Source organism: Nitratireductor sp. StC3 (genome assembly GCF_003015025.1).
Lineage (GTDB): Bacteria > Pseudomonadota > Alphaproteobacteria > Rhizobiales > Rhizobiaceae > Mangrovimarina > Mangrovimarina alexandrii.
In genome coordinates this window covers 297,514-323,971 of record NZ_PYBP01000003.1, presented here as the reverse complement: position 1 = coordinate 323,971, position 26,458 = coordinate 297,514, and the positions used below count along the sequence as shown (strand labels likewise).

The window sequence follows — 26,458 nt, the reverse complement described above, 5'->3', positions numbered from 1 at the left end:
CTGTCTCCGTGGTCAGTTTTTCAGCGTGACGAGCCGGTTTTCCTTCAGCTCCACGACCGGGTTTTGGGCGAGATAGTCCTCGACCACCTCCCAGATCGGCGGGCCTTCGGTGGCCTCGTTCACGGAGGCCCAGCCGGCCACGACATAGTCGCGCCCCGGCTCGACGGTCGCGCCGGTCTCGACCAGCGTCATGTCGGTGATGCGGTTGCCCATCGTCGCGCCGGGATCGATCGTGTAGGCCATGCCGCCGACACGCACCATGTCGCCGCCCTGCTGATAATAGGGATCGGCGTTGAACAGGTTGTCGGCCACGTCCTCCAGGATGGCGTGGATGGTCTCGCCGCTCATCGTCGAGCGATAGGCGGCGGGATAGGTCATGGCGCAGGCATTGTGCAGGTCTTCGACGGTGATCTTTTCGCCCGGCAGCACCGAGGTGCCCCAGCGAAAACCGGGCGAGAGCGCGATGTCGGCCTCGCGCACGTCGAGCAGCGCCTGGCAGATCAGATCGTCGAACGTGCCGTTGAAATTGCCGCGCCGGTAAAGCAGCGTTTCGGTGGTCGCCAGCTCGCGCCTCAACTCGTCCTCGAACGGTGCCCGCAGCCGCGTGATGAGGCCGTCCATCTCCGCGTCGGGCGCGATCACGTCGGAAAAGACCGGAATCAGCCGGTGACGGAAGCCCTTGAGCGCGCCGTCGCGCACGTCGAGATCGAGCCGGGTGACGAACTTGCCGTGCGAGCCGCTGGCGATCAGCAGCGTCGAGCCGACCTTGACCGGCTCGGGCAGGGCGTCGTGGGTGTGGCCGGTCAGGATGATGTCGATGCCCGAAACGCGCGCGGCGAGCGCGCGGTCGACGTCGAAGCCGTTATGCGACAAAAGCACCACGAGATCGGCGCCGGCGGCGCGCGCGGCCTCCACATTGGCGGCGATATCCTCCTCGCGGATGCCGAACGACCAGTTCGGAAACATCCAGCGCGGATTGGCGATCGGCGTATAGGGAAAAGCCTGGCCGAGCACGGCGATGTTGACGCCGCCGCGCTCGAACATCTTGTAGGCCTCGAAGGCGGGTTCGTTCCATTCCGCGTCGTAGATGTTGCCGCCGAGGAAGGGGAAGGGCAGGGAACCGATGATCTCGGTGACCCGCTCGGCGCCATAGGTGAATTCCCAATGGCCGGTCATGGCGTCGGGCGCCAGCGCGTTCATGGCCTCGACCATGTCCTGGCCGTTGGTCTTCAGCGCGGTGTAGCTGCCCTGCCAGGTGTCGCCGCCGTCCAGAAGCAGCATCTGATCGCCGCGCTCGGCGCGGATGCGCTTGACGATGGTGGCGATACGGTCGAGCCCGCCCATGCGGCCATAGGTGCGGGCGAGCGCGGAAAAATCCTCCGCAGTCAGCGCATAGGCATGCGGACTGCCCGGGGCGATGTCGTAGAGATTGAGGAAGTCGGCGCCGGTGACGTGCGGCGGCAGACCGGCAACCGCCCCGACGCCGATATTTTGCGACGGCTCGCGGAAATAGACCGGCCGAAGCTGGGCATGGATGTCGGTCAGGTGCACGAGGGTGACGTTGCCGTGCGCCTCGAAGTCGAGCAGCGCGTCTTCGGTGAGTGTCTGCTGCGCGGCGGCCCGCGACCAGCGCCCGACGAGGCCCGGACCGGCGACGGCCGACAGCGCCGCCGTTGCCATGAGGAATTCGCGTCTTGAGATCATGTCCTTGCCCCGACGGCTCCCACGTCCGCCCGGCGCAAGACGGGGCGGAATGCGTTCTGCTTTGGCTTTGACGCGCGACGGCCCGCGCCGCGCACGGTCTTGTCGGCGTTATTGGCGCACGGCCGGCGTTTCGACCGACAGGCCCGTTCCGCGCCAGGTGACGTAGACTTCCAGCGCCATCAGCTCGTCGGAAAAGGCTTTCGGAAATTCCGCCCGCGTGTCACGGATGCAGCCGCGGAAACGGTTGTGCAGCGACACCATGTCGGCCTGTTTCAGCCGGTAGGTGGGAAAGCCGTTCGCCTGGCCCTGGCTCAGATGGTCGGCGCGGATATACTGGCCGGAATTGGCCTCGTGACAGGAGGCGCAGGCGAAGTTCAACTGGCCGGTGCGGGTGTAGTAAATGTCCTTGCCGCGATCCCACCAGCTCTGCAGGTCGCCCTGGCTCAGATCGACGGCGACCGGCGTGCCGAGCGACTGGTGCTTGATATAGGTCGTCAGCGCCTTCTGGTCGGGCGTGTCGAACTTGTAGGCCTCGGCGCCCATGTTCTCCACCCGGCACTTGTCGATCTGCAGTTCGATGTTGATCGGCCGCTTGGCGTCGGCGTCCCATTTGGGATAGTTGGCGGCGATGCCCTTCATCGTGTCGGCGGCGTCGTCGTGGCACGACGCGCACGACTTGCCCATCGTGCCGTCGACCGCGTTCCAGATGTCGGCGCCGCGGTCGACGTAAAGCATGCCCGGGTTCTGGAAGGAATCGGCCTCCAATTCGCGCGTTTCGGCTTCGCGGAACAGCCAGCCGGACAGGAGTTCGTCGAAGGGATGGCCCTCCGGCGCGGCGGTGCGCACCGTCATGGCCTGGCCGTCGATAACCAGTTCGTCGTCGACCGGCTCGGCCGCGGCCGGCAAGGCCGTGGCGACAGCCAGGAGCGCGCCAAGCCCGACAATTGCGTATCTATTCCTCACGGCCTTCCTCCCATTTCTTGCCTCGCGGTTGCGGGCCGGGACCGTTCGCGCGGACCCCCTTTTGCCCGGCCGTCTTATTTGACCTCGATGCCGGCCTCGTGCTCGTAGACCGAGCCGTCGTCGTCGATCCAGGTGAACTTGAAGGTTCCGCTCTCGGGAACCTTGGCGTTGAACTCGAAATAGGGGTTGGCCGAAATCGCCGGGTCGATATCGCAGGAAAACACCGGCGTGCCGTTGAACTCGCAAGTGAACTTGTTGATGATCTGGCGCGGGATCGGATCGCCGTTCTTGTCCTTGCGCTGGCCCGATTCCATCTGGTGGCTGATCAGTGTCTTGATGGTGATGATCTCCCCCGCCGAGGCGGTCTTGGGGAGCTTCACGCGCGGTTTGGGTGTGGCCATTGTGTCGTTTCCTCTCTGATCAACCGCCGCAGCCGCCGATCGTGACCTTGACTTCCTTCTGGTCGATGAAGGTCGAGCCGTCCTTCATCTTCGCCACGGCGATCACGTTTTGCGTCTTGGCCAGACGCATGCGCGTCGTCGCGGCCGCGATGCCGCTGGCTTCGGAGAAATTGAACACCGCGACGTCGGGATTGGGGTTGCCTTCGGCCAGGATCATGACCTGCTCGACGACGTCGTCGCCCTCCATGGCGCTTTCGACCTCGATGGAGATCGGCACGGTGTTGCCGTTTTCGGCGATTTCGGGTGCCGTCAGCGTCAGCCGGCCGGTTTCGGGCGTCTTGCCGCCGGTGAATTCGGCGATGCGCTTTTGAGTTTCCTCGGGGCTTGCCCATGCGGGGCGGCCTGGCAGGCCGGCGGCGGCAAAAGCGACCGCTCCCGCCGCAAGACCCAGCGCCTGGCGTCTGTTGATGGTCATGACTGTTTCTCCTCGCGCTTGCGCTATTCCTTCAACGTGGCGACATAGGCCACGACATCCTCGATCTGTTGCGCCGTCAGGATGGTCTTGCCGACGAGATCCTCGCGAACGTCTTTGCCGACGGCGAGCGAATAGAAGCCCGGCATGACGGTCTGTTCGCCGAAGACCTGCTTGGCGTCCGTGATGATGGCGCGCAGCTGGGCCGGTTCCCACCGGTCGCCGGCGCCGTCCATGGCCGGACCGACCGTGCCGTGGAACAGCTCTTTCTGCATGTCGGCATTGGTATGGCAGGCCAGGCAGTTGCCGAGCTTGCGATCCTTGAACACGTCCCGCCCGGCGGCCGGGTCGCCCGGCTTGCCGGTCAAGGAGGCGGCAACGGCGAGATCCTCGAACTTGACGTCCTGGGGTGCGGTTTCATCCGCCGGAGCGCTGGTGGCCGTGACCGCCAAGACCGCCGTCACGATTGCTGTCACACGAATCATCAGCCCGATTTCCTCCCGTGTTTCCGCTCTTATTGGGCGGATATCCTCTCCTGCCACACGCTATCCATGTCCGTGCAAATCTTCAACGGAAAAATATGATTATTTGCATATGTCGCCGCTCCCCCGGCCTCACTCCGCCTCCAGGCGGCCGGCGGCGCGAAGCTCGTCGAGCTTGCGGGCGTGGTATTTCTGAAAATGTTCGTCACCTTCATAACCCTTTTCGAACACCCATTCGAACATGTGCAGAAAGGTCCACTTGCCGAAGGCGCCGGGCATGGTGGCGACGGCCGCCTCGCTGACGCTGGTGCCGTCCGGCGCCTCCTGCGGCAGGAAGACGATCGTCGGGGTGAAGACGTAGCCCCATTTGCGCGCGGCGGTCTTTTCGGTCAGCACCTCGCCGTCGAGGTCGGTGACCTCCTCGTCGCCGAACATGTTGTATTGCACGACGTTGAAATGCGCCTTGATGTAGTCGCGCACCTGCGGGTCGCTTAGAAGCTCCTCGTGCATCTTGGCGCAATAGATGCAGCCGCGCTGCTCGAAGACGATGGCGAGACGCTTGCCGTCCTGCCGCGCCGTCTCGATATCCTCCGCGACGTCGCGGAAGGTGAGCGAAAACCAGGGCTGCTTGTGCAGGCCATCATCGCCGATCTCGGCGGCGGCGGGCGAGAAAGTCCCGGCAAGCACGAAGAGGGCAGTCAACAGCAGCGAGCGGATCATAACAAGTCTCCTAGCCGATGGTCTGGAAGATGGGGAAGGTTTCGAGCAGCCAGTAGGAGATGGTCGCCATCTGGCCGGTTATGAACAGGATGCCGGTGACGACCAGCAGTCCGCCCATCGCCATCTCGATCTTTCGCATGTGCTGGCGAAAACGCGCCGCCCAGCCGAGAAAGCGGCCGGCGAAGGCCGCGGCCAGCAGGAAGGGAATGCCGATGCCCAGCGAATAAACGGCGAGCAGAAGCGCGCCGCGAGCGGCGGTGTCCTCCGAGCCGGCGACGAACAGGATGGCGGCGAGCACGGGGCCGACGCACGGCGTCCAGCCGAAGGCGAAGGCCAGGCCCATAATGTAGGCGCCGACGATGCCGGCCGGCTTCTTGTCCACCTGCACGCGCGCCTCGCGATAGAGCAGGGCGATGCGGAAGACGCCGAGAAAATGCAATCCCATGACGATGATGACGACGCCGGCGATCACCGACAATATGTCGAAATATTGCGCGATCGTGTTGCCGATCACGCTGGCGGTGGCGCCGAGCGCGACGAACACCGTGGTGAAGCCGAGCACGAAGGCGAGGGCGGCCGCGACGATGCGTCGGCGCGCCCCGGCGGCGACGGCGTCGGTGCGCAATTCCTCGAAACTCAACCCGGCGAGCCAGGCCAGATAGGGCGGAACGATCGGCAGCACGCAGGGCGAGACGAAGGACAGCAGTCCCGCCAGCAGGGCGCCTCCGAGGCTTATATCCAGCATCGCGTTCCTTCCTTGCGGTGAACCGGGCCGCCGGGCCGGCGACAATTCCCTTGGAAGATATGCGAAAATTTATATATATTGCAATCGACGAAAGGACATTGCATGCGCCGAGCGGCGTTCCCTCTGATTTTGTTGATCCTTGCGGGGCTGGCATCGCCCGCCGCGGCGGCCGAGCTGATCATGCTCGAACAGCCCGGGTGCCCGTGGTGCGCGCGCTTCAACGAGGAAATCGCGCCGGCCTATGCCAAGACGCAGGAAGGTCGCAGGGCGCCGCTGCGCCGGGTCGACATCACCCAGGCCTGGCCGGCCGATCTCGACTTCGTCGAACGCGAACGCTTCACGCCGACATTCGTCCTGGTCGAGGGCGGGCGCGAGTTCGGCCGCATACGCGGCTATCCGGGCGATGAATTTTTCTGGTATCTTGTTGGCGATTTGATCGCAAAGCTTGACGAGACCCAACACGAATGACCCTTCCGAAACTCGATCGCAACCAGCCACCGGAGGATTTCGAGGCGCTGCTCGACCAGGCGCGCAAGGCCAGCGAATTGCTGAAAGCGCTGTCGCACGAAAGCCGGCTGCTGATCCTGTGCCTCCTGGCGGAGGGCGAGAAATCGGTCTCGGAACTGGAAAACATCATGGACATGCCGCAGGCGGCGGTGTCGCAGCAGCTTGCGCGCCTGCGCTTCGATCGCCTGGTCAACACACGTCGCGAAGGACGGGTCATTTATTATTCGATCGCCAGCGCGGAGGTCGCCTCGGTGATCGAGACCCTTTACGGGCTGTTTTGCGCCCCGGTCCGGCAGGGAGAGCCGAAGATCCGGAAACCCTGACGCAAGGCAGCCTGCGGCTTAGGGACCGGCCGGCGAAGAGCGCGGTCCCAGGGAGGAACCGCAGGTGCAGAATATCGTCGGATCGCCGTTTTTCCTACCTTTGGCGGGGCTTGTCGCCGGCACGGTCCTCGGCTTCGTCGCGCGGCGCGTGCATTTTTGCGCCATGTCGGCGCTCGAACGCCACTGGTATGCGGGCGACAGCCACGGGGTGCGCGGTTGGGCGCTGGCCGCCGCCGTTGCCCTGGTGCTGACCCAGACCCTCGTCGCGCTCGGTCTCGCCGATCCCGGGCGCAGTTTTTATCTGATGCCGCTTTTCGGCCTGACCGGCGCCGTCATCGGCGGGCTCGCCTTCGGGTTCGGCATGGCGCTGGTGGGCACTTGCGGCTTCGGCGCGCTGGTGCGGCTCGGCGGCGGCAGCCTGCGCTCGCTGGTCGTGCTGATGGTGCTCGGCCTGTCGGCGATGGCCGCGCAGCGCGGCCTGTCGGCGCTGGCCCGGGTCAAGCTGGTCGACGAGCTGGCGCTCGATTTTTCCGCATTCGGCGGCCAGTCGATGGGGGCGATCGCCAGTGCCGTGACCGGGCTCGACCTTCATGCGGCGGTGGCGGCGCTGATCGCCGGCGGCCTGATCTGGTGGGTGTTGCGCGACCGGGGCTTTCGTCGCGCCCGTCTGGCGATTGGCGCCAGCATGACGGTCGGCGCCGTGATCGCGTTCGGCTGGGTGGCGACCACGCTTGCCGCGCGCCATTCCTTCTTTCCCGTGCAGATCGAGGCCGGCTCCTTCGTCGTGCCGGTCGCCGACACGATCCTGCAGGCGATCCTGTTCACCGGCATCGGGCCGGACTACGGCGTCGGCCTGGTGATCGGGGTGGTGGTCGGGGCCGGCCTGCGCGCGTGGCGCAGCCACGACGTGCGCTGGGAAGCCTGCGACGACGCGCGCGAGCTGGGGCGGCATTTCGCGGGCGGTTTCCTGATGGGAACCGGCGGCGTGTTCGCGCTCGGCTGCACGGTCGGCCAGGGCATCACCGCCCTGTCGGCGATGGCGCTCTCGGCGCCGGTGGTGATCGTGGCGATCATGGCCGGGGCGCGGCTCGGCCTGGCCTATCTGATCGAGGGGTCGGTGCTGGCGGCGTTCCGGCGCATGGACGACGCGCCGGCGCGATAGGTTCAGCCAAGCGGCGCGAAGCGATAGGCCTCGCCCTTGCGCTCGACCGTGCCCATGCCGGGATACGGCAGGTGGAAGGCGATCAACCGCGCCCGTTCGCCCGCCATCCGATCGAGCAGGCGCAGGCGGGTCTGCGCGGCCTGTTCGCGGTCCTGATCGCTGCCCGAGTGCAGGGCGGGTCGCCGGAAGGAGACCGCGTTGGTCAGCGCGTCGCCGGCAATCAGCACCGGCTGGTCGCCGCCATGGATCATGAAGGCGACGTGGCCGGGCGTATGTCCGGCGGTGTCGACCGCCTCGACGCCCGGGAACACTTCCTCGCCCGGCGTGAACAGGGCAATGCGGTCTTCCAGCGCGGCCATCCGGTTCTGCGCGCCGACAACGAAGCTCTTGCGGTCCTCCGGCATCGTTGCCAGCGTGTCGTCGGCACGCCAGAAATCCCATTCCGCGCGCGCCATCCGGGGCGTGGCCTCGGGGAAGGCGAGATCGTCGAAATCGTCGAGAACGCCCCACAGGTGATCGGGATGGGCATGGGTGAAGAGGAGGTCTGTGACCTCGGCGGGATCCACGCCGGCCTCCTCCAGCCCGGCGAGAAGCTTGCCCGTGGTGGGCAGGAAATTGGGGCCGGCGCCGGCGTCGAAAAGCGCCAGCCGATCGCCGGCGCGCATCAAGGTGACGTTGCAATCGGGCTCGTAGGCGGTGGTCGACATGCCGCTTTCGGCGAGCAGCGCGTTGCGTTCCTCGGCCGGGATGTCGGGAAAGACGAAGGCCAGCGGCAGCGACATGCGCCCGTCGCTGACGACGGAGATCTCGCCGGCCCCGGTCGACAGGGCGGCGGCGGCAAGCGCTGGCCGGGCAAGGGCGAGGGCAGAGGCGGTTGCGATACCGGCCAGAACGTCGCGGCGTGTTGGCATGAGCGGGCCTCCCGATAACATATTCAATTTTTCGAATGATTTCACGGACTGTCAGGCGCGTCAATCGCCGCACCCGCGGCGGGATCAAATATGCAAAAATTTCTATGTGAATGGACAGGCGCGACGAAGCGGGCGACAATGGCGCGCAAAAGGAGCCAAGCCAATGAAACGTGTTTTGCGGATCGCCGCGTTTGTTCTTGCCATGTTCGCTCCGGCCGCGTTGGCCGAGGCGGCCGACGACATCACCGTCTACGAAACCGACACGCCGTTCGCCGACGTTGCCTTCGACCTTGGCGGCGCGATCGTCAATCGCGGTTTTGTCGTCGACTATCACGGTTTTATCGGCGAGATGCTGCAGCGTACGGCCGAAGATGTCGGCGCGCAGAAGGCGCTTTACAAAAATGCCGAGTTTTTTCAGTTCTGCTCGGCCGTCATCTCGCGCCGCGCGATGGAGGAGGACGTCGCCAATATCGCCTATTGCCCCTATGTCGTGTTCGCCTACGAAACCGAGGCGGCGCCGGGCACGGTGCGCGTGGGTTTCCGGCGTCTGCCGGAGGGCGGCGGCCGCGACCAGGTCAACGCCCTGCTCGACGAGATCGCGCGCGAGGTGGCCGGCGAGTAGCCGGGCCGGCCCGTTGGCGACGGCTTCGCGCGGAAAAATCTCCGATGCGGGTGGAACCGGGCGCGCCAAGCGGTCATTGTGGATGGCGAGGGCGGGGGTGGCGGCAGCCTGCAGCCGCCGCCATGCCGGCCACCGGGGAGACGCGCCATGTGCACAGGAGCCGACCACACCATCCACCGCGCCCGGCATCATTTCGGCTGGGACAAGGCGATCGCGCCGGTCATGCATGTGGAGCCCGGCGCGCGCCTGAGCTTCGAGTGCCTCGACGCCGCGTGCGGCCATTTCACGCCGCAAAGCACGGTCGCCGACGTGGCGACGCTGGGCTCCGACACGATCAACCCGGTCACCGGGCCGGTGTTCGTGGACGGGGCCGAGCCGGGTGATGCGCTCAAGGTGACGATCGAAGCATTCGAGCCGTCCGGCTTCGGCTGGACGGCCAATATTCCCGGTTTCGGCCTGCTTGCCGACCAGTTTCCCGATCCGGCGCTGCATCTGTGGCGCTACGACGTTGCGGGGCGCGTGCCGGCCTTGTTCGGCGCCAATGCGCGCGTGCCGCTGAAGCCGTTCGCCGGCACGATCGGGGTCGCGCCGGCCGCGCCCGGGCGACATTCGGTGGTGCCGCCGCGCCGGGTGGGCGGCAATCTCGACATTCGCGACCTGGCCGCCGGCACGACGCTCTATCTGCCGGTCGAGGTCGCGGGCGCGCTGTTTTCGATCGGCGACACCCATGCCGCCCAGGGCGATGGCGAGGTGTGCGGCACCGCGATCGAAAGCGCGATGACGGTCGCCATGAAGCTGGACCTGGTCAAGCAGGCCGGGCTGTCGATGCCGCGCTTCACCACGCCGGGCCCGGTGACGCGCCATCTCGACGGCGCCGGCTACGAAGTGACGACGGGGGTGGGGCCGGATCTTCAAGAGGGCGCGCGCACGGCGCTCGCCGGCATGATCGAGCTGATCGCGCGCGAGCACGGACTCGCTCCCGTCGACGCCTATATGCTGTGCTCCGTCTGCGGCGATTTGCGGATCAGCGAGATCGTCGACGCGCCGAACTGGGTGGTGTCGTTCTACTTTCCGCGCGCCGTTTTCGCGTAATGGATGTGAGGCGTAAGTCTTTGCAATCAAAGCGATTGGGTCGGTTTGGCTAGCAAGAGTTTCACTTTGACAGCGCGTGGCGGCTTGATGTAGCTTTACCCTGCCGCGTGAGTAGAAGCGCACTAATCCCTGCCGCCTGAAGGGCGGGGGAGATAATTGCTCACTTGTTGGAACGCCAACGAGATGGGTTGCGCTGTACGAATTTGGTTCTTCCCGACTCGTTGTAGACAATTGGGGCTTTCGGCCCCCGGCGGACCGTGTCCGGTGACCGTTGGAGCTGTCCTTCGGGCATGGTTTTGGTGTTGGCGCGAATTCGACCGGTCGCTACCGGCCGGTCTCTGGGAGGAGACGATGCGCAAACTGGCTTTACTACTCAGTGCGATGGTCATGGCGATTGCGGCGCTTCCCGCCGCCGCGCAGGAACTGACCAAAGTCCGGTTTATTCACGAATGGCGTTTCGAGGGCCATGTCGCGCCTTTTCTGGTCGCGCTCGACAAGGGCTATTACAAGGATGAGGGGCTCGACGTCTCGATCGATCCGGGGACCGGCAGCGTCGACGGCATCAACCGGATCGCGTCGGGCTCCTACGATATCGGCCAGATGGACCTCAACGCGCTGATCAAATATCGCGACGCGGCCGACGCCGTGCCGATCAAGGCGGTGCTGGTGACCTATAACGTGCCGCCGTTTTCGATCCTGACGATCAAGAAGAACGGCATCGCCGCGCCGAAGGATCTGGAAGGCAAGATCCTTGGCGCGCCGGCGGCGGATGCGGCCTATTCGCATTGGCCGATCTTCGCGAAGCTCAACGGGATCGACACGTCGACGATCAAGATCGAGAATGTCGGCTTTCCGGTGCGCGAGACCCTTCTGGCGCAGGGCCAGGTCGACGCGGTGACCGCCTTCATCTCCAACAAGCTCGCGGTCAAGGCCGCCGGCGTGCCCGACGACCAGATCGTGGGCATGATGATGAGCGATTACGGGCTCGACCTGTTCGGCAGCGCGGTGATGGCGAGCCCGTCCTTCATCGCCGAGCATCCCGAGGCGGTGGCCGGTTTCGTGCGCGCCACCATTCGCGGCTTCCGCGACGCCATCAACGATCCCGAAGGCGCGATGGACAGCGTCCTCAAACACAATCCGATCGCCAAGCGCGATATCGAGCTCGAACGGCTGAAGCTGGTGGCGCAGCAGTGCTACTTCACCGACGACGTGCGCGAAAACGGGTTCGGCCATGTCGATGCGGGGCGGTTGGCGCGCTCGATCGACCAGCTCGAGGAAACGTTTTCCTTCACCAACAAGCCGCAGGCGTCCGACATCTATACCGAGGATTTCCTGCCGGCGAAGGAAGAGCGGATGATCCAATAGGGTCGAGGCCCGCTACAGGCGGGAGCGGCGCGCGCGCCGCTCTTGCCACCGGTGCGACTTACAAAGGTGGATAAGATGGCACAGACCGATATCGTCTCGCCTCCGGCCAAACCCGCCCGCCGTGGCCCGGACTGGATCTGGCATGCGGAAAACATCGGCTCGCCGGTGCTGTTCACGCTCGGCCTGTTCCTGGTTTGGGAAGTGGGCTGCAGGCTGTTCAACGTTCCCGAATCGATCCTGCCGACGGCCTCGGCGACGCTCGCCGCGCTGTGGGAGTTCCGGGTCGTCATCTTCGACAACATGATCGTGACGTTGTGGACGACGCTGCTCGGCTTCGCGCTGGCGATCGTCATCGGCCTGCTTCTGGGCGTCGCGGTCGGCTGGCACCGCGCCGTCTATTCGGCCGTCTACCCGGCGCTGATCGCCTTCAATTCGATCCCGAAAGTGGCCGTCGTGCCGATCCTGATCCTGTGGTTCGGTCTCGGCACCGTGCCGGCGATCCTGACCGCGTTCCTGATCTCGTTCTTCCCGATCGTGGTCAACGTGGCGACCGGGCTCGCCACGGTCGAACCGGAGCTCGAGGACGTCTTGCGCGCCCTCGGCGCCAAGAAGCTTGTGGTGATGACCAAGGTCGGCATTCCGCGCTCGCTGCCGCATTTCTTCGGCTCGCTCAAGGTTGCGATCACGCTCGCCTTCATCGGCGCGGTGGTGGCCGAAACCTCCGGCGCGTCGAAGGGGCTCGGCAAGCTGATGCTCGACGCCCAGGCCGCCTTCCAGGTGCCGATCGTGTTTGCCGCGCTGTTGGTGCTGTCGGCGCTCGGTATCCTGCTTTACGCGCTTACCGCGCTGGTCGAGCAACGTTTCACCGGCTGGGCGCATCGTTCGCAGAACCACTGAACCCGAGACACCGGGCCGCGGTTTCGCGGACCACCCCAAGACAGGAGGCAGGCTCCGTGACCTTGCTTTATAACGAAACTTCGCTGCATCAAGCCGACGGCGCGGCCGCCAAGCGGCCGGTCAAGCTGGCGCAGATCGATCCGGCCCAGGCCGGCCGGCCGCAAACCGATTTCGTCGAGATTTCCGATGTGACGCTGTCTTATGGCGGCGACGAGGGCGTGACCGCCGTCGAGGAGCTGACCATGTCGGTGCGCAAGGGCGAGTTCGCCGCCGTCGTGGGACCCTCCGGCTGCGGCAAGTCGACCCTGATGAAGCTGACGACCGGCCTGGTCATTCCGCAAAAGGGCCGCATCGCCGTCGACGGCACCATGGTTCGCGGGCCGCTCGACATTGTCGGGATGGCGTTCCAGAACCCGTCGCTTCTGCCGTGGCGGCGCACGCTCGAAAACATCATGCTGCCGCTGGAGATCGTCTCGCCGCACGCCCAGCGGCTGCGCAAGCACAAGGCCGAGTATGTCGCGCGTGCCGAAGCCATGCTCGATCTGGTCGGTCTCGGCGGTTTCGGATCGAACTATCCCTGGCAGCTCTCGGGCGGCATGCAGCAGCGCGCCAATCTGTGCCGGGCGCTGATCCACGAGCCCGGCCTGTTGATGCTCGACGAACCGTTCGGCGCGCTCGACGCCTTCACCCGCGAGGAATTGTGGGGCGTGATCCGCGACCTGCACCAGAAGAAGAAATTCACCGTGGTGCTGGTGACGCACGATCTGCGCGAGGCCGTCTACCTGGCCGATCGCGTCTTCGTCATGAGCGCGCGGCCCGGACGCGTGGTGCTGGAACGCGAGATCGGTTTCGAACGGCCGCGGCCGATCGACCTGACCTACACGGTAGAGTTCAACGACATCGTGCATGAATTGAGGGAAAAGATTGCCGAGGCGCGGGCCGACACGCCGCAAATCGGTTCGAAAGACTAGGCGGGAAGGGGGGCGTTTCGGCTGCACCTATTGGGTGTGGCCGAGGCGCGGATGATAAACGCGCGCCGGAACGCGGCGGGGCTTGCGGAAGGGCCGCAGGCAAGGGCCGCGATGTGCCGATATTTTCCTAAGCATAGGAAATTACTTGAATTTTTTCTCCTTTTTTACTTTCAAATCTTGGCTGAATCGGCTAAGAATTTGTCATTGTCAGTAGAAGCAGAACGCCGAATTTCGGTCGCGTATAACGCGAAAAATCCGGTCGGGAATTGCTGGCAAGAGATCACTTGATCTGCGCCCGACGGTAAGAGCTGACAGAGATTGCGGCAGGATTGTTGTCGGGCGCGGTGGTTTCGCCGCGCACGGGCTCCGTGTTGGCGGGACTTTGCCAATTGTGGAGACAATCGATGATAATCGACATTAGCTGCTACCCCACCAAGCTGGTCGACCTGGCATGGCGGCACGATGGCGATCCGTTTACCGGCGAGCGCCTGCTGAAGATGATGGACGGGCCGTTCTGGGTGAACGGCAAGCCGCGCCGCATCGACAAAGCCTTTATCCAGCCGCCCCAGGGCAACACGATCTATACTGACGGGCACGGCGACCTGACCGGCAAGGACGCGATCCGCGACTACATGGCCTACACGGTCGAGCTGGTTCAAAAATATCCCGACCGCTTCCTCGGCTGCTTCGTCTACAATCCGCGCTACGGCACCCAGAACGGCGCCGAGGAGATCGAGCACCACGCCAAGGAATACGGCTTCAAGATGGTGCAGCTCCAGGCCAACATGCACGCCTACCGGCCTGACCGCGCGCTCGACTGGTTGCGCCCGGCGATGAAGAAATGCGCCGAGCTCGGCCTTCTGGTGAAGGTGCATACCGGCGACGGACCCTATTCGATCCCGACCGAGTTCTATCCGATCATCCGTGAGTTCCCCGAGGTCAATTTCATCCTCGGCCATTTCGGCGTGCAGACGGGCGGCGTCTACTGCTTCGAGCCGTTCCAGATGGCGTTGGACGCGCCCAATGTCTACGCCGAATCGGGCTGGTGCCTGCAGTCGCGCATCGTCGAGTTCGCCAAGGAACTGCCGAAGGAAAAGATCCTGTTCGGCACCGACACGCCGCCCAACGAGCCGGGCATGTGGCTGAGGCTGCTGGAGGTTCTGTGCCATGAGCCGCCGCAGGGCATGAACCTCGATGAGGACACGCTGGAAGATTATTTCGGCAACAATATCGCGCGCATGATCGGCCTCGATCCGACGCCGCCGCCGCGCACCCTCGAAGAGGCGAAAGCACGTCTGAAGGGCGAAGCGCCCAGCCTCGCAACGGCCTGAGGCCGTCCGGCGTATCGCTCTCGAAAAATCCCGGAGATCATCATGATTATCGACACCCACCTGCATCCGACCAATCTGGTCGACGAGGCCTGGCGGCACACCGGCACGCCATTCACCGGCGAGCGCATGCTCAAGCTGATGGACGGTCCGTACTGGATCAACGGCAAGCCGCGCCGCATCGACATGGGTTTCATCCAGCCGCCGCCCGGCAATACCGGCTATCGCGACGGCAACCGCATGGGCCGCGAGGGCATTCGCGACTACATGGCCTACATCGCCGAGCTGTGCCAGAAATACCCGGACCGCTTCATCGGCAACTTCAACTACAACCCGCGCTGGGGCCCGGAGAACGGCGCGGCGGAGCTGGAATTCCACGTCAAGGAATACGGCTTCAAGATGCTGAAACTGCACGCCAACATGCACGGCTACCGGCCGGACCGGGCGCTGGAATGGCTGCGGCCGGCGATGAAGAAATGCGCCGAGCTCGGCGTCGTGGTGCTGATCCACACCGGTGACGGCCCCTACACGATCCCGACCATGTTCTACCCGATCATCCGCGAGTTCCCGATGGTCAATTTCATCATCGGCCATTTCGGCATCCAGACCGGCGGCAACTATTCCTTCGAATCCTTCTGGATGGCGATGGACACCCCCAACGTCTATTGCGAATCCGGCTGGTGCTTCCAGTCACGGATCGTCGAGTTCGCCAAGGAACTGCCGAAGGACAAGATCGTCTTCGGCACCGATTCGCCGCCCAACGAGCCCGGCATGTGGCTGCGCGAGCTGGAGGTTCTGTGCCACGAGCCGCCGCAGGGGCTCGGCCTGTCGGAGGACGACCTGGAAGGTTATCTGGGCAACAACATCGCCAAGCTGGTCGGCATCGACCCCACCCCTCCGCCCCGTACCATGGACGAGGCGAAGGCGCGCCTGACGGACACCTATGCAGGCGTCACGCGCGGCGCGGGCCAGGCTGTTCCCGCCTGATGTCCGCAGGCGGCCCGGCGATGCCGGGCCGCCGCATCTCCCGTGCCCGAGGCAAGATCAAAGAGTATGCTGATGGACAAGCCGGCCCCCCACGACGCCCAGGACATCCGCCGTTTCCTGGCCGATTATCGCGCGGCCTGTCCGCACGATCTCCTGACGATCGACGAGCCGGTCTCCGACGACCAGGACGTCACCGCCTGCATCTGGGCGCTGGCTGCGCAAAACCGGGCGCCGGTGCTGCATTTTCGCAAGGTCGAAAATATCGGGGCCGAGGTCGTCTCCAATATTTTCGGTTCGCGCGAGCGCATCGCGCATCTGTTCGGCGTCGAGGAAAGCCGCCTGCACGAGGCCTATCAGGCGCGCGCGCGCCGCGAGGTCGCGCCGGTGGAACTCGACAGCGGCCCGGTGAGCGAACTGGTCGAGGACGGCGACATCGACCTTGCGACCCTGCCGATGCTGAAGCACTTCGCCACCGATCGGGCGAAATACATCACCAGCGGCGTCATCATCGCCGAGCATCCCGAGACCGGCGGCGGCAATCTGAGCTACCACCGGGCGATGATCCATTCGAAGAACGAACTGGCGACCAGCCTGCATTCGCGCGGCCATTTGTGGCGGCTGTTGAACATGGCCAAGGAGCGCGGCGAGCCGATGCCGGTCGCCATGGTGATCGGTGCGCATCCGCTGTTCATGATCGCCGCCTCGGCCCGGCTCGCCTTCGGCGCCGATGAGCGCGACGTGGCCGGCGGGCTCTTGGGCGAGCCGCTCAAAGTGGTGCGCACGCCCAAGCACGGCATCCGCGTGCCGGCCTTCGCCGAGATCGTGCTGGAAGGGGTGATCGAGCCGGAGGCCCATGTCGAGGAGGGGCCTTTCGGCGAGTTCACCGGCTATTCGTCGGACCGCTCGACCAACAATCTGTTCCGGGTCGAGACGGTGATGCGCCGGCGCGACGCGATGCTGGTGTCGGTCGCCGGCGGCAATTCGGCCGAACATCTCAATCTCGGGCGCGTGCCGCGCGAGGCCGAGATGGTGGAAAAGCTAAAGCAGCGTTTTCCGAGCGTGACGGCCGTGCACTACCCGGCTTCGGGCACCCATTTCCACGCCTATGTGGCGCTCAACCAGATGCGGCCGGGCGAGGCGCGGCAGGTCATGCTCGGCCTGCTCGGCTGGGACGCCTATCTGAAGACGGTGATCGCCGTCGACGCCGATGTCGACGTCACCCGCGACAGCGACGTGCTTTGGGCGCTCTCGACCCATTTCCAGCCGCATCGCGACGTCGTCATCATCGAAGGGCTGCCCGGCAACGCGCTCGACCCGTCGGCGTCGGGCATCGGCACCACCTCGCGCATGGGCCTCGACGCTACGCGCGGCGCCGATTTTCATGGCACGCTGGCCAGGATCGACGATGCGGCGTTCGCCCGCGCCCGTGCCGTGCTCGAACGGCTCGGCACTGCCGGCGGCTGAGGCGGGCGTCCCGTGAAGCCGGCCGATCCCTCCCGCAAGCGGCTGATCGTCGGCATCAGCGGCGCCTCCGGCGCGATCTACGGCATTCGCCTTCTGGAGATCCTGCGCGCGCTCGACATCGAGACGCATCTCATCGTGTCGAACGCGGCGCGGATCACGCTGGCGATGGAAACCGACAGCACGATCGCCGAGGTCGAGCAGTTGGCGGCCGTGGTGCATTCCAACAAGGATATCGGCGCAGCCTGTTCCAGCGGCTCGTTCCGCACGCTGGGCATGATCGTGGCGCCGTGTTCGGTCAAGACGCTGGCCGAGATCGCGTCCGGCGTGACCTCCAGCCTTTTGGCGCGCGCCGCCGACGTGACACTCAAAGAGCGTCGCAAGCTGGTCTTGATGTTGCGCGAGACGCCGCTGCATTCGGGCCATATCCGTTCGATGGCGCAGGCGACGGAGGCCGGCGCGATCATCTGCCCGCCGGTGCCGGCATTCTATGCCAGGCCGCAGACCATCGACGAGATGGTCAACCACACGGTCGGGCGGGTGCTCGACCTGTTCGACATCGATGCCTGCCTCGTGCGGCGCTGGGCCGGGCTGAAGGGCGCGGCCAGGCAGCCGGTGGCCGGGTAGGCCCGTCATTGGTGCCTTGGCCGGGCGCAGACGCTTCAACTTTTCGATTTTCCCGACATACCCGTTCCTCCCGACGACAGGCGGACGATCATTTTGACCTATGTGCCCGCGAACGGAGCAGGCAAAAAATCGCCGGCGTGAAGGCCGGCGACAGGTGGGGTGTCCTGGGAGGATGGGTCGTCTCAGGCGAGACAGGTTTCGAGCATTTTCTCGATCTCGGCGCGGTCGATGTCGCGGCCGATAAAGACCAGCTTGGAATAGGGGCGGTCCTTGCCCCAGGCGTGGTCGGGGCGAAAGTCCATCAGCTTGTGGACGGCCTGGAGCACGAAAAAACGGTCGTCGTCCTCGATCGCGAGAATCCCCTTGGTGCGGAAGATCGCGTCGCCGTTTTCCTGGAGAAAGGCCGACAGGGTCGCCTCCAGCCTGGCGCGGTCGAAGGGCCTGTCGAAGGTGAAGGATTCCGATGCCACCGTCTGATCGTGCGTGTGATGGTGGTGGTGATCGTGGTCGTCGAGATTCAGGAGCTTGGCGCGTTCGGCGACGTAGGAGGGCTGGAAGCCGCTGATGCCGAGAATGTTCGACAGGTCGACCTTGCCATAGCTGGCCTTCAGAATGTCGGCGGTCTCGTTGAGCTTGCGCAAATTGGTTTCCAGCGCGCCGACGGCGGCATCGTCGACCAGATCGACCTTGTTGATGACGATCCGGTCGGCGGCGACGATCTGGTCGACCGCCTGGTTGTCGCGCCCGTCGAGAAGCGGATCGTCGACATGCTGGGCGATGTGCTTGGCGTCGACCATGGTCACGATCGCGTCGAGCTCGACCTGGCCGGCGACCTCGTTGTCGATGAAGAAGCTGGTTGCGACCGGGGTGGGGTCGGCCAGTCCGCTGGTTTCGACCAGGATGTGGTCGAACTTGTCCTTGCGGGCAAGCAGCTTCTGCAGCACCTCGACGAGGTCGTTGCGCACGTCGACGAAGCAGCAGATGCAGCCGTTCTGCATCTGGAAAATCTCCTCCTCCGAGGCGATCACCAGGTCGGAATCGACGTCGATCTCGCCGAATTCGTTCTCGATCACGGCGATGCGGTGACCGTGGCGCTCGGTCAGGATGTAGTTGAGCAGCGTCGTCTTGCCGGCGCCGAGGAAGCCGGTGAGGATGGTGACGGGAACCTTGTCGCCGCTTGTGGTCTCGATGTTGGGCATTGTCATGCCTCCTTGCTTTTCGCGCGCAGGGCGTCGAGGACGTTTTCCGGCGTGATCGGGTAGTGGCGGAAGCGCACGCCGATCGCGTCGTGGATGGCGTTGGCGATGGCGGGCCCGATGGCGATGATCGGGTCTTCGCCGACACCTTTGGCCCCCCAGGGCCCGCCCGGATCGGGCGCGGTCTCCAGGATGATCGTGCGGATCGGGGGCATGTCCATCGACAGCGGCATCTTGTAGTCGACGAAGCTCGGATTGAGCGAGCGGCCGTTGGTCAGGTCGATCACGTAGTCCTCGCTCAGCGTATGGCCAATGCCCTGCTGGATGCCGCCCTCGATCTGGCCGGCGGCGGCGACCGGATGGATGATTTTGCCGATCTCGTGCACCGGGATCACCTGGAGGACGGCGACCTCGCCGGTCTCGGTGTCGACCTCGACCTCCACGAAATGGGCGCCGAAGGAGTAGGATTTGGTCGGCGTATAGGTGCCGACGCCGACGAGCTGGATCGCCGGCATGCCGCGCTGCGGGGCGACCGCCTCGCCGAGCGGGATCGACCGGTTGGAGCCGTCGGTGCGCATGATGAGCCCGTCGACGATCGTTAGGTCCTCGGGGGCGGCGTCGAGCATCGGCGCGGCATGGGCCAGCACCTGGCGGCGCACGTCGGCGGCCGCGATCTGGGCGGCGCGGCCGCCCATATAGGTGGTGTGGCTGGCGAAGGCGCCGATGTCCCAGGGCACGACGTCGGTGTCGCCCTGGACGACGGCGATATCCTCGAACGGCACGCCGAGCTCCTCGGCGACGATCTGCGACAGCGCGGTGTGGGCGCCGGTGCCGAGGCCGGCCGTGCCGGTCAACAGCGTGACCGTGCCGTCCTCGTTCATCTTGACGATGGCGTTGCCCTGTTCCTTGATGCCGGGATAGGCGCTGGACCCGTGCATTTCGCAGCCGATGCCCCAGCCGCGACGCTTGACGCCGTCGCCCTTGGGCGCCTTGCGCGCGGTGTGCCAGTCGCTCTCGGCCATGCCGCGGCGGATGCAGTCCTCCAGGCCGTGGCCGACGATGGGATGGTTGGACGGCGCGATGTCGCCCTCGCGGACCGCGTTCTTCAGCTTGAACTCGGCCGGGTCGAAGCCGAGCTTTTCGGCCGCCTCGTCGACCTGCAGGTCGATGGCGTAATAGGTCTGCACCACGCCGTAGCCGCGAAAGGCGCCGGCGATCGGCGTGTTGGTGTAGATGGCGCGACCTTCCAGATGCACGTTGTCGCAGCGGTAGAGCGAGGTCATCGCGGCGGTGCCGACATTGGTCACGCCCGGGCTGTGCGAGCCATAGGCGCCGGAATTGAAGACCACACGCGCCTGGCGCGCGGTGATGCGGCCGTCCCTGGTGAACCCCTGCTTGAGCCAGATCTTGCCGGGATGACGCGACCGGCCGCCGAAGAAGGTCTCCTTGCGGGAAAACTCCATGCGCACAGGCCGCGCGGTCTCGCGTGCGAGCAGGGCGGCCAGAAATTCGTGCTGGAACAGGTCCTGCTTGGCGCCGAACCCGCCGCCCATGTGGTCGACCACGACGCGGACCTTGTTGAGGGGGACGCCGAGAACCTCGGCCAGCGCGCCGCGCACCATGAAGGCGGTCTGGGTCGAACTCCAGATGGTGAGCTTGCCGTTGCCGTCCCATCGGGTGACGCAGATATTGGGCTCCATATAGGCGGCGGTCGGGCGGCCGAGCTCGTATTCGCCCTCCAGGACGAGGTCGGCCTCGGCAAAACCCTGCTCGATGTCGCCGCGTTCCACGATCACCGGCGGCAGGACGTTGTTTTCGTCCAGGCCGTTGTCGTGGAGGGCCGGGGCGCCGGGTTTCAGCGCGTCCTCGACGGTGAAGACGGCCGGCTGCGGCTCGTATTCGACCTCGATCAGGCCGAGCGCTTCCTCGGCGATTTCTTCGCTGACGGCCGCGACCGCGGCCACGCCCTCGCCCCAGTAGCGCACGCGGTCGTCAAGAATGTACTGGTCCCTGGTGACGGAGGCCGAGCGCGGATGCGGCGAGCCGTAATGCAGGACGCGGGGCACGTTCTCGTGGGTGAGCACGGCCTTGACGCCCTTGAGCGCCAGCGCCTTGGAGGTGTCGATCGCCTTGATGCGGGCATGGGCGATCTCGCAGCGCTTGATCTTGCCGTGCAGCATGCCGGGCAGGATGATGTCGCCGGCATAGACGGCGCTGCCGGTAACCTTTTCCAGCGTGTCGGAGCGCTTGACGCTCTTGCCGACGACCGAGAAGGTCTGCCTGGTCGCGACGGGAAGCTCGTGAACGGTCATTGCGCCCTCGCTTTGTTCAATTCTTCGGCCGCGCTCTGAACGGCCTCGATGATCTTGGTGTAGCCTGTGCAGCGGCAGATATTGCCGGCCAGCGCGAAGCGGATCTCGTCCTCGCTCGGGGCGGGGGTTTCGTCGAGCAGGGCCTTGGCCATCATGACGATGCCGGGCGTGCAGAAGCCGCACTGGGCGCCGCCGTGCTCCATGAATTTCTCCTGCAACAGATGCGGTCTGTCCGGCGCGTGCTGCAGACCCTCGATGGTCAGGATATCGGCGCCTTCGGCCTCGACGGCCAGCACAAGGCAGGCATTGACGGGCTTGCCGTCCATGATGATCGTGCAGGCGCCGCAATCGCCGACGTCGCAGCCCTTCTTGGTGCCGGTCAGGCCGCCTTCGCTGCGCAGCACATCAAGCAGGGTGCGGTTGGCGGGCGAGGGCAGCTCGTGCTCCTGTCCGTTAACGGTCATTGTGACGATACGGGTCATCAAACGCCTCCCATGGCCTGGCCGATGGCGCGCCGGGTCAACACGCCGACCATGTCGCGGCGGTAGGCGGCGCTGGCGCGCACATTGCTGATCGGTGTGGATTCCGCCATCGCGGCATCGGCGATCGCGGTGAAGGCGGCCGGGTCGATGGCGCGGCCGCGCAGAAGCGCCTCGGCGTTGCGGGCGCGGATCGGGGTGGGCGCGACCGCGCCGAGCGCGATACGGATTTCGGTGCAGGTGTCGCCGTCGCGCTCGAGGCTGACGGCAACGCCGACGGTGGCGAGCTCCATCGCCTTGCGGCGGCCGTGCTTGATATAGGCGCGGCCGCTTTGCGGGCGCGACGGCGGCACCGAGATGCCGGTGACGATGTCGCCGGGCACCAGGACCGTGCGGCCCGGCCCGATAAACAGATCCTCGATCGGGATCTGCCGCTCGTCGCCGCGATTGTAGACGGACAGCGACGCGCCGTCGGCGATCAGCGGCGGAATGGTGTCGGCCGATGGCGAGGCGCGGCAGACATTGCCGACCACGGTGGCGCGGTTGCGAACCTGGATCGAGCCGAGCGCGGCGACGGCGGTGCGCAGGTTTGGATAGTGCTCGATTACCGGGGTCCAGATTTCCAGGTCGCGCGCCGTGACCAGGGCGCCGAAACGCAGACCTGTCTCGGCGTCGTAGGAATAGTCGCGCAGGCCGGGTATCTTCTTGATGTCGACGACATGGCGCGGCTTGCGCAACTCCTCCTTGATCTCGACCAGGAGATCGGTGCCGCCGGCGATGATGCTGGCCTCGGAGCCGAGATCGGCCATGAGCGCGGAGGCCTCCTCCAGGCTTTTCGGCTGGTAGTAGTCAAAACGTCTCATGGCGGCTCCATCCCTTTATCTATTTGTTCTTCAAGATCATTTCCGGCGGGCGCCGGCGGTCAGCCGGGGCGCGGACGCGGAACCTCGTCGGCGTCCTCGGCGCCGACGGTCTTGAGGGCGCTTTCGCGGTCGGTGCGAAGCTCCCGTTCGAGTTCGCGCAGATGCTCGGTGTTGAGGCGCGCGGCCTCGGCGCCGTCGCCGCGCGCCAGCGCCTCGACGATGCGCTTGTGCGCGTCATTGCCGCAAAAGCGCGATTGGCGGACCTCGCGCGTCCACGACAGCAGCGGCTGGCGGTTGATGAGATCGCGCACGAAGCCGGTCAGGACGTCGTTGCCGGACAGTTCGGCGACGAGCAGGTGGAAGCGCCGCGACAGGTGGCGGGCCTCTTCCATGCGCCCGGCCTCGTAGGCGGCATGTTCCTCGTCGATAAAGGCGTCGAGCCTGGCGCGGCCGGCTTCGTCGAGCGTGCGGGCGAGAATGTCGAGCACCGAAGCCTCGATGACGATGCGCGCCTCGAAGATCTGTCTTGCCTCCTCCGGCGAGCACATGGCGATGGTCGCGCCCTTGTTGGGGCTGAGCTCGACGAGCCCGGCATGGGCAAGCGTAAGCAAGCCATTACGGATGGCGGAGCGGCTGGCGCCGGCATAGTTGGCGAGTTCGCGTTCGATCAACCGCGTGCCCGGCGCGATCCGGTGGCCGAGAATGGCCTCGACCACCGCGCTGACGACGCGTTCTTCGGCTTCCGGTCCGCTCATCGATGCGCCGGGCGTGGCGGCGTTGCGACCGGGGCGGGTGCGAAATGGGGATTCCGGCATGCGACCTCCGCTTTGATTGTCAACAATTTATTCTTTAAGTAAAGATTGTCAACAAAAATTGGAACTGTAAAAAATTCATTAAAATCAATATGATATAAATCGTATTCCGAAATGAGGTAATTAAAATCAACAATTTTTGAAAGATATTTATATTTATATAATTATCGCATTGTGAAATGCACTATAATTTGCATATCAGAAATAATAATTGAAAAATTGTGAGTTTTTAATGTGAGATGTTCACGATTTATCCTGCTTTCAGATCGATTCATGCCGCTGGCGCTCGGCGCGCCGCATGGCTACCGACGCTCGAGGCGCCCTGGTTCTATTTATTGATATTCAGAAAGAATTTATCTGGATAATGAATTTGCCTAATCAATGGGGCCAGGGATAGCGTTGCCGTCGATGGTGAAAGCCAGGAAAGGGAGTTTGGGATGCTGGCAAACGGCAGCGTGTTTCATCCTCGTGCTGGTCGCGCTTACATCTTGCGCGGCGGACGCGTCGTCGCCGGGGCCGGTGACATACGCAGCGCCGACATCCTCGTTGGCGCCGACGGGCGCATCGCCGGCATCGGCGAGGGGTTGACGGCGCCCGACGCCGATGTCGTCGACATTGCGAACCGTTTGGTCACAAGCGGCCTCGTCGACGCCCACCAGCATCTCGACAAGACAGGCGTGCTGCGGTTCACGCCGAACCCGTCCGGCACGTTGCAGGGCGCGCGCGAGGCCTTTGCCAAATATGCCCGCACCGCGCCGCCGGACGACATCACGCGTCGCGCCGAGCGCACCATGGCGCGCTGCCTGTCGCGCGGAACGACCGCGATCCGCAGCCATATCAATGTCGACAAGGATGCCGGCTTCAACGGCATCGAGGCGCTGGCGGCGCTGCGCGGGGCCTGGGCGGAGCGGCTGACCCTGCAACTGGTCGCCTTCATGACCCCGCATCCGGGCCAGGACCTGGAATGGCTCGACGCCAATATCGACGCGGCGGTGGAAAAGGCGGACGTGGTCGGCGGCACCCCGGCCGTCGCCGAGGACCCCTACCGCTATATGGACATTCTGTTCGGCGCTGCCGCCCGCCACGGCAAGCCGGTCGATCTGCATCTCGACGAACATCTCAACCCGCAGCGGCCGCTGTTCGATGCCGTGTTCGACCGGGTGCGCAAATACGGGCTCGAAAGCCGCACGGTGCTGAGCCACGTTTCGGTGCTGAGCGCCATGCCGCGCGCGGCCTTCGAGCGCATCCGCGACGAGATCCTCGAACTCGATCTCGGCGTCGTCACCTTGCCGGCGGCCAATCTCTATCTGCAGGGGCGCGACGCCGACATGCTGCCTCCGCGCGGACTGACGCGCGTGGCCGAACTCGTGCGCGCGGGCGTGCCGATCGCGACCGCATCGGACAATATCCAGGATCCGTTCGTGCCGACCGGTGCCGGCGACATGCTGGAGATCGGCCGCTGGACGCTGCTTGCCGGCCATCTGCGCGGCGACGAACTGAAAACCATCTATTCGATGATGACCGAAATCCCGGCTCGGCTGATGGGCCTGGGAGCCGATTACGGCCTGCGCGAAGGCGCGTTCGCCGACCTGTTGGTCACCGATTGCGCCGATGTCGACACGTTCGTTGCCGGGGGCGCCGATACGATGACGGTGATCGCCAAGGGCAAACCCGTTTTCGAGATGGCCTCCAGGCCGGTCGCGGGAGACGAGCACCGCCAGCCGGCGGGGAGCGGCTGACCGGTTCCACCGGGGCCGGGACGCATGATGAAAGAAATCTGGGAGGAGCATCATGAACCTGAATAGACGCAGTTATATTGCGGGCATGGCGGTTGCGGCCGCGGTGACGATGTCGTTGCCGACGGCAGCCTGGGCCGACACGCTCAAGATGGGGCTGCTCGTGCCGGGCAGCGTCTCGGAGGAGGGCTGGAACCGTATCGGCTACAACGCGCTGAAGGGCGTGGAGAAGGAGCTGGGCGCGCAGGTCAGCTATGTCGAGCTGCAGCAGAACCCGGCCTCTTTCGAAAAGGCGTTCCGCGACTACGCCAGCCAGGGCTACGACATTATCCTGGGGCATGGTTTCGAATTTCAGGATTCCGCCCTCGACGTGGCGCCGGACTATCCCGACACGGTCTTTCTGATTTCCTCGAGCCACGTTTACGAAGACAATGTGATCGGCCTCAACACCGACACCAGCCAGCCTTTCTACCTGATGGGCGTGGTCGCCGCGAAGATGGGCAAGAAGGCCGGCCTTGTCGGCGGTATGGAAATCCCGCCGATCCAGCAGGCGTTCGAGGGCTTCAGGAACGGCGCGCGCAGCGTCGATGCCGAGTTCCCGATCAGTGAGGCCTATATCGGCAACTTCTCCGACACCACCGCGACCAAGGAGGCGGCCTTGAGCATGATCGCGCAAGGCGTCGACTTCCTGGTGCCGAATGCGTCGGGCGCCACGATCGGCGGCTACCAGGCGATCGCGGAAGCGGGCAAGGATGTCGGCACGTTCAGCATCTTCAGCGATTTCACCGAGGTCGCGCCGGACCATATTCTGGGCCTTTACGTCGCCGACTACGCCCAGGGCGTGGTGAAGGTGGCGCGGATGATCCAGGAGGGCGACGTGCCGACCCAGAACTACGAGTTCGGCCTGAAGGATCCCGAGGTGATGAAGTTCACCTTCCGCGACGACGTCAAGAATCCGGTTCCGGCCGATATTCGCGCTGTCGTCGAGGAGGTCAGGGCCAAGATCGCCGCCGGCGAAATCCAGACGCGCGCCCGCTGAGGCCCGACCGCGGAGCCGGTCGCCGGCTTCCGGAAACGATCGAGCCACACCAGGCACCATGAAGGACGGGGGCGCGCAGGGCGCGCCCTCACGGCGGCGGCGAAAGCTCGTCGCGCCGTGCCAGGTGATGATGAGGGAGGGAGCGTCGTGAAGTGTTCGAGGAGGGCTTTCTCCTACAACGACCATTCCGCCCGCCCGGTGCCGGACGATGTCCGTCACACAGTGGAGGACGCCAGGAACCGCATCATCGCCGGCGAGATCGCTACCCGCGGCCAATAACA

General features: G+C 65.1%; 27 protein-coding genes. 14 read left to right on the top strand and 13 right to left on the bottom strand.

The window, feature by feature from the left end:
• Positions 1–12: 12 nt before the first annotated feature.
• From soxB to C7T96_RS08645, 7 genes are all read right to left on the bottom strand, one after another.
• On the bottom strand, positions 13–1,704 hold the full coding sequence (gene soxB / locus C7T96_RS08675; protein ID WP_106570802.1) for a thiosulfohydrolase SoxB: 1,692 nt from the start codon (positions 1,702–1,704) through the stop codon (positions 13–15).
• Positions 1,705–1,812: 108 nt separating this feature from the next.
• Positions 1,813–2,667 carry a sulfur oxidation c-type cytochrome SoxA gene (soxA, locus tag C7T96_RS08670; RefSeq protein ID WP_106570801.1) on the bottom strand — a complete coding sequence of 285 codons (855 nt, stop codon included), beginning with the start codon at positions 2,665–2,667 and terminating at the stop codon, positions 1,813–1,815.
• Positions 2,668–2,741: 74 nt separating this feature from the next.
• Entirely contained in the window at positions 2,742–3,068 is a 327-nt protein-coding gene (gene soxZ / locus C7T96_RS08665) for a thiosulfate oxidation carrier complex protein SoxZ (RefSeq protein ID WP_106570800.1), read from the bottom strand.
• A gap of 19 nt (positions 3,069–3,087) precedes the next feature.
• Positions 3,088–3,543, bottom strand: coding sequence for a thiosulfate oxidation carrier protein SoxY (soxY, locus tag C7T96_RS08660; RefSeq protein ID WP_106570799.1), 456 nt, complete (start codon positions 3,541–3,543; stop codon positions 3,088–3,090).
• 23 nt (positions 3,544–3,566) lie between these two features.
• The gene (gene soxX, locus C7T96_RS08655) at positions 3,567–4,025 is read right to left on the bottom strand and encodes a sulfur oxidation c-type cytochrome SoxX (RefSeq protein WP_106570798.1); all 459 of its coding nucleotides are present in this window, start codon (positions 4,023–4,025) and stop codon (positions 3,567–3,569) included.
• A 129-nt stretch (positions 4,026–4,154) separates the two neighbouring features.
• Entirely contained in the window at positions 4,155–4,742 is a 588-nt protein-coding gene (locus C7T96_RS08650) for a thioredoxin family protein (protein ID WP_106570797.1), read from the bottom strand.
• A gap of 10 nt (positions 4,743–4,752) precedes the next feature.
• Positions 4,753–5,487, bottom strand: a complete 735-nt coding sequence (locus tag C7T96_RS08645) for a cytochrome c biogenesis protein CcdA (RefSeq protein WP_106570796.1) — start codon at positions 5,485–5,487, stop codon at positions 4,753–4,755.
• Between the two features lie 102 nt (positions 5,488–5,589).
• Between C7T96_RS08645 and C7T96_RS08640 the strand changes: the two genes are divergently transcribed.
• The 3 genes from C7T96_RS08640 (at position 5,590) to C7T96_RS08630 (ending at position 7,479) form a co-directional block, all read left to right on the top strand.
• A complete protein-coding gene (locus C7T96_RS08640; protein ID WP_106570795.1) occupies positions 5,590–5,955 on the top strand; it encodes a thioredoxin family protein in 366 nt (121 codons plus the stop codon).
• Positions 5,952–6,317: a metalloregulator ArsR/SmtB family transcription factor gene (locus tag C7T96_RS08635; protein WP_106570794.1), complete on the top strand. Its 366-nt coding sequence runs from the start codon at positions 5,952–5,954 to the stop codon at positions 6,315–6,317. Before C7T96_RS08640 ends, C7T96_RS08635 begins: the two co-directional genes overlap by 4 nt.
• Positions 6,318–6,381: 64 nt before the next feature.
• Entirely contained in the window at positions 6,382–7,479 is a 1,098-nt protein-coding gene (locus tag C7T96_RS08630; RefSeq protein ID WP_245414100.1) for a YeeE/YedE family protein, read from the top strand.
• A 2-nt stretch (positions 7,480–7,481) separates the two neighbouring features.
• Here C7T96_RS08630 and C7T96_RS08625 read toward each other — a convergent pair whose 3' ends face one another.
• The gene (locus tag C7T96_RS08625) at positions 7,482–8,390 is read right to left on the bottom strand and encodes an MBL fold metallo-hydrolase (RefSeq protein ID WP_106570793.1); all 909 of its coding nucleotides are present in this window, start codon (positions 8,388–8,390) and stop codon (positions 7,482–7,484) included.
• 163 nt (positions 8,391–8,553) lie between these two features.
• Here C7T96_RS08625 and C7T96_RS08620 point away from each other — a divergent pair, with 163 nt between their 5' ends.
• From C7T96_RS08620 to C7T96_RS08580, 9 genes are all read left to right on the top strand, one after another.
• Complete coding sequence (locus tag C7T96_RS08620; RefSeq protein WP_106570792.1) at positions 8,554–9,012, top strand: DUF302 domain-containing protein; 459 nt, start codon at positions 8,554–8,556, stop codon at positions 9,010–9,012.
• Positions 9,013–9,159: 147 nt separating this feature from the next.
• Positions 9,160–10,104, top strand: a complete 945-nt coding sequence (locus C7T96_RS08615; RefSeq protein WP_106570791.1) for an acetamidase/formamidase family protein — start codon at positions 9,160–9,162, stop codon at positions 10,102–10,104.
• Positions 10,105–10,455: 351 nt separating this feature from the next.
• On the top strand, positions 10,456–11,469 hold the full coding sequence (locus tag C7T96_RS08610) for an ABC transporter substrate-binding protein (RefSeq protein ID WP_106570790.1): 1,014 nt from the start codon (positions 10,456–10,458) through the stop codon (positions 11,467–11,469).
• A gap of 75 nt (positions 11,470–11,544) precedes the next feature.
• Positions 11,545–12,366: an ABC transporter permease gene (locus C7T96_RS08605; protein ID WP_106570789.1), complete on the top strand. Its 822-nt coding sequence runs from the start codon at positions 11,545–11,547 to the stop codon at positions 12,364–12,366.
• 194 nt (positions 12,367–12,560) lie between these two features.
• Entirely contained in the window at positions 12,561–13,337 is a 777-nt protein-coding gene (locus C7T96_RS08600; RefSeq protein WP_245414110.1) for an ABC transporter ATP-binding protein, read from the top strand.
• Between the two features lie 404 nt (positions 13,338–13,741).
• Entirely contained in the window at positions 13,742–14,668 is a 927-nt protein-coding gene (locus C7T96_RS08595) for an amidohydrolase family protein (RefSeq protein WP_106570788.1), read from the top strand.
• Positions 14,669–14,710: 42 nt separating this feature from the next.
• Positions 14,711–15,652: an amidohydrolase family protein gene (locus C7T96_RS08590; RefSeq protein ID WP_106570787.1), complete on the top strand. Its 942-nt coding sequence runs from the start codon at positions 14,711–14,713 to the stop codon at positions 15,650–15,652.
• A gap of 72 nt (positions 15,653–15,724) precedes the next feature.
• Positions 15,725–17,116 carry a UbiD family decarboxylase gene (locus C7T96_RS08585; protein ID WP_106570955.1) on the top strand — a complete coding sequence of 464 codons (1,392 nt, stop codon included), beginning with the start codon at positions 15,725–15,727 and terminating at the stop codon, positions 17,114–17,116.
• A gap of 12 nt (positions 17,117–17,128) precedes the next feature.
• Positions 17,129–17,740 (top strand): UbiX family flavin prenyltransferase, encoded by a 612-nt coding sequence (locus C7T96_RS08580; RefSeq protein ID WP_106570786.1) that lies wholly within the window; start codon positions 17,129–17,131, stop codon positions 17,738–17,740.
• Between the two features lie 182 nt (positions 17,741–17,922).
• Here the strand turns inward: C7T96_RS08580 and C7T96_RS08575 are convergent, their stop codons facing one another.
• Genes C7T96_RS08575 through C7T96_RS08555 form a run of 5 tightly spaced genes read right to left on the bottom strand, consistent with a single transcriptional unit; the run spans position 17,923 to position 23,405 of the window.
• On the bottom strand, positions 17,923–18,939 hold the full coding sequence (locus tag C7T96_RS08575; protein ID WP_106570785.1) for a GTP-binding protein: 1,017 nt from the start codon (positions 18,937–18,939) through the stop codon (positions 17,923–17,925).
• Positions 18,940–18,941: 2 nt separating this feature from the next.
• The gene (locus C7T96_RS08570; protein ID WP_106570784.1) at positions 18,942–21,248 is read right to left on the bottom strand and encodes a xanthine dehydrogenase family protein molybdopterin-binding subunit; all 2,307 of its coding nucleotides are present in this window, start codon (positions 21,246–21,248) and stop codon (positions 18,942–18,944) included.
• The gene (locus tag C7T96_RS08565) at positions 21,245–21,730 is read right to left on the bottom strand and encodes a (2Fe-2S)-binding protein (RefSeq protein WP_106570783.1); all 486 of its coding nucleotides are present in this window, start codon (positions 21,728–21,730) and stop codon (positions 21,245–21,247) included. The genes C7T96_RS08570 and C7T96_RS08565 overlap by 4 nt, the downstream gene beginning before the upstream one ends.
• The gene (locus C7T96_RS08560) at positions 21,730–22,590 is read right to left on the bottom strand and encodes a xanthine dehydrogenase family protein subunit M (RefSeq protein WP_106570782.1); all 861 of its coding nucleotides are present in this window, start codon (positions 22,588–22,590) and stop codon (positions 21,730–21,732) included. Before C7T96_RS08560 ends, C7T96_RS08565 begins: the two co-directional genes overlap by 1 nt.
• A gap of 59 nt (positions 22,591–22,649) precedes the next feature.
• Positions 22,650–23,405 carry a GntR family transcriptional regulator gene (locus tag C7T96_RS08555; protein WP_238719956.1) on the bottom strand — a complete coding sequence of 252 codons (756 nt, stop codon included), beginning with the start codon at positions 23,403–23,405 and terminating at the stop codon, positions 22,650–22,652.
• Between the two features lie 434 nt (positions 23,406–23,839).
• On the opposite strand from C7T96_RS08555, the gene C7T96_RS08550 reads away from it, so the two are divergent.
• Both C7T96_RS08550 and C7T96_RS08545 read left to right on the top strand, forming a co-directional pair.
• Entirely contained in the window at positions 23,840–25,141 is a 1,302-nt protein-coding gene (locus C7T96_RS08550) for an amidohydrolase family protein (RefSeq protein WP_106570780.1), read from the top strand.
• 85 nt (positions 25,142–25,226) lie between these two features.
• On the top strand, positions 25,227–26,177 hold the full coding sequence (locus C7T96_RS08545; protein WP_338036312.1) for a BMP family protein: 951 nt from the start codon (positions 25,227–25,229) through the stop codon (positions 26,175–26,177).
• The last annotated feature ends 281 nt before the right edge of the window (positions 26,178–26,458 follow it).

Excerpts from the sequence above, each read along its gene's own strand:
- soxB (WP_106570802.1), bottom strand. The coding sequence starts at position 1,704 with ATGATCTCAAGACGCGAATTCCTCATGGCAACGGCGGCGCTGTCGGCC.
- soxZ (WP_106570800.1), bottom strand. The coding sequence starts at position 3,068 with ATGGCCACACCCAAACCGCGCGTGAAGCTCCCCAAGACCGCCTCGGCG.
- soxY (WP_106570799.1), bottom strand. The coding sequence starts at position 3,543 with ATGACCATCAACAGACGCCAGGCGCTGGGTCTTGCGGCGGGAGCGGTC.
- soxX (WP_106570798.1), bottom strand. The coding sequence starts at position 4,025 with ATGATTCGTGTGACAGCAATCGTGACGGCGGTCTTGGCGGTCACGGCC.
- C7T96_RS08650 (WP_106570797.1), bottom strand. The coding sequence starts at position 4,742 with ATGATCCGCTCGCTGCTGTTGACTGCCCTCTTCGTGCTTGCCGGGACT.
- C7T96_RS08645 (WP_106570796.1), bottom strand. The coding sequence starts at position 5,487 with ATGCTGGATATAAGCCTCGGAGGCGCCCTGCTGGCGGGACTGCTGTCC.
- C7T96_RS08640 (WP_106570795.1), top strand. The coding sequence starts at position 5,590 with ATGCGCCGAGCGGCGTTCCCTCTGATTTTGTTGATCCTTGCGGGGCTG.
- C7T96_RS08635 (WP_106570794.1), top strand. The coding sequence starts at position 5,952 with ATGACCCTTCCGAAACTCGATCGCAACCAGCCACCGGAGGATTTCGAG.
- C7T96_RS08625 (WP_106570793.1), bottom strand. The coding sequence starts at position 8,390 with ATGCCAACACGCCGCGACGTTCTGGCCGGTATCGCAACCGCCTCTGCC.
- C7T96_RS08620 (WP_106570792.1), top strand. The coding sequence starts at position 8,554 with ATGAAACGTGTTTTGCGGATCGCCGCGTTTGTTCTTGCCATGTTCGCT.
- C7T96_RS08615 (WP_106570791.1), top strand. The coding sequence starts at position 9,160 with ATGTGCACAGGAGCCGACCACACCATCCACCGCGCCCGGCATCATTTC.
- C7T96_RS08610 (WP_106570790.1), top strand. The coding sequence starts at position 10,456 with ATGCGCAAACTGGCTTTACTACTCAGTGCGATGGTCATGGCGATTGCG.
- C7T96_RS08605 (WP_106570789.1), top strand. The coding sequence starts at position 11,545 with ATGGCACAGACCGATATCGTCTCGCCTCCGGCCAAACCCGCCCGCCGT.
- C7T96_RS08595 (WP_106570788.1), top strand. The coding sequence starts at position 13,742 with ATGATAATCGACATTAGCTGCTACCCCACCAAGCTGGTCGACCTGGCA.
- C7T96_RS08590 (WP_106570787.1), top strand. The coding sequence starts at position 14,711 with ATGATTATCGACACCCACCTGCATCCGACCAATCTGGTCGACGAGGCC.
- C7T96_RS08585 (WP_106570955.1), top strand. The coding sequence starts at position 15,725 with ATGGACAAGCCGGCCCCCCACGACGCCCAGGACATCCGCCGTTTCCTG.
- C7T96_RS08575 (WP_106570785.1), bottom strand. The coding sequence starts at position 18,939 with ATGCCCAACATCGAGACCACAAGCGGCGACAAGGTTCCCGTCACCATC.
- C7T96_RS08570 (WP_106570784.1), bottom strand. The coding sequence starts at position 21,248 with ATGACCGTTCACGAGCTTCCCGTCGCGACCAGGCAGACCTTCTCGGTC.
- C7T96_RS08565 (WP_106570783.1), bottom strand. The coding sequence starts at position 21,730 with ATGACCCGTATCGTCACAATGACCGTTAACGGACAGGAGCACGAGCTG.
- C7T96_RS08560 (WP_106570782.1), bottom strand. The coding sequence starts at position 22,590 with ATGAGACGTTTTGACTACTACCAGCCGAAAAGCCTGGAGGAGGCCTCC.
- C7T96_RS08555 (WP_238719956.1), bottom strand. The coding sequence starts at position 23,405 with ATGCCGGAATCCCCATTTCGCACCCGCCCCGGTCGCAACGCCGCCACG.
- C7T96_RS08550 (WP_106570780.1), top strand. The coding sequence starts at position 23,840 with ATGCTGGCAAACGGCAGCGTGTTTCATCCTCGTGCTGGTCGCGCTTAC.
- C7T96_RS08545 (WP_338036312.1), top strand. The coding sequence starts at position 25,227 with ATGGCGGTTGCGGCCGCGGTGACGATGTCGTTGCCGACGGCAGCCTGG.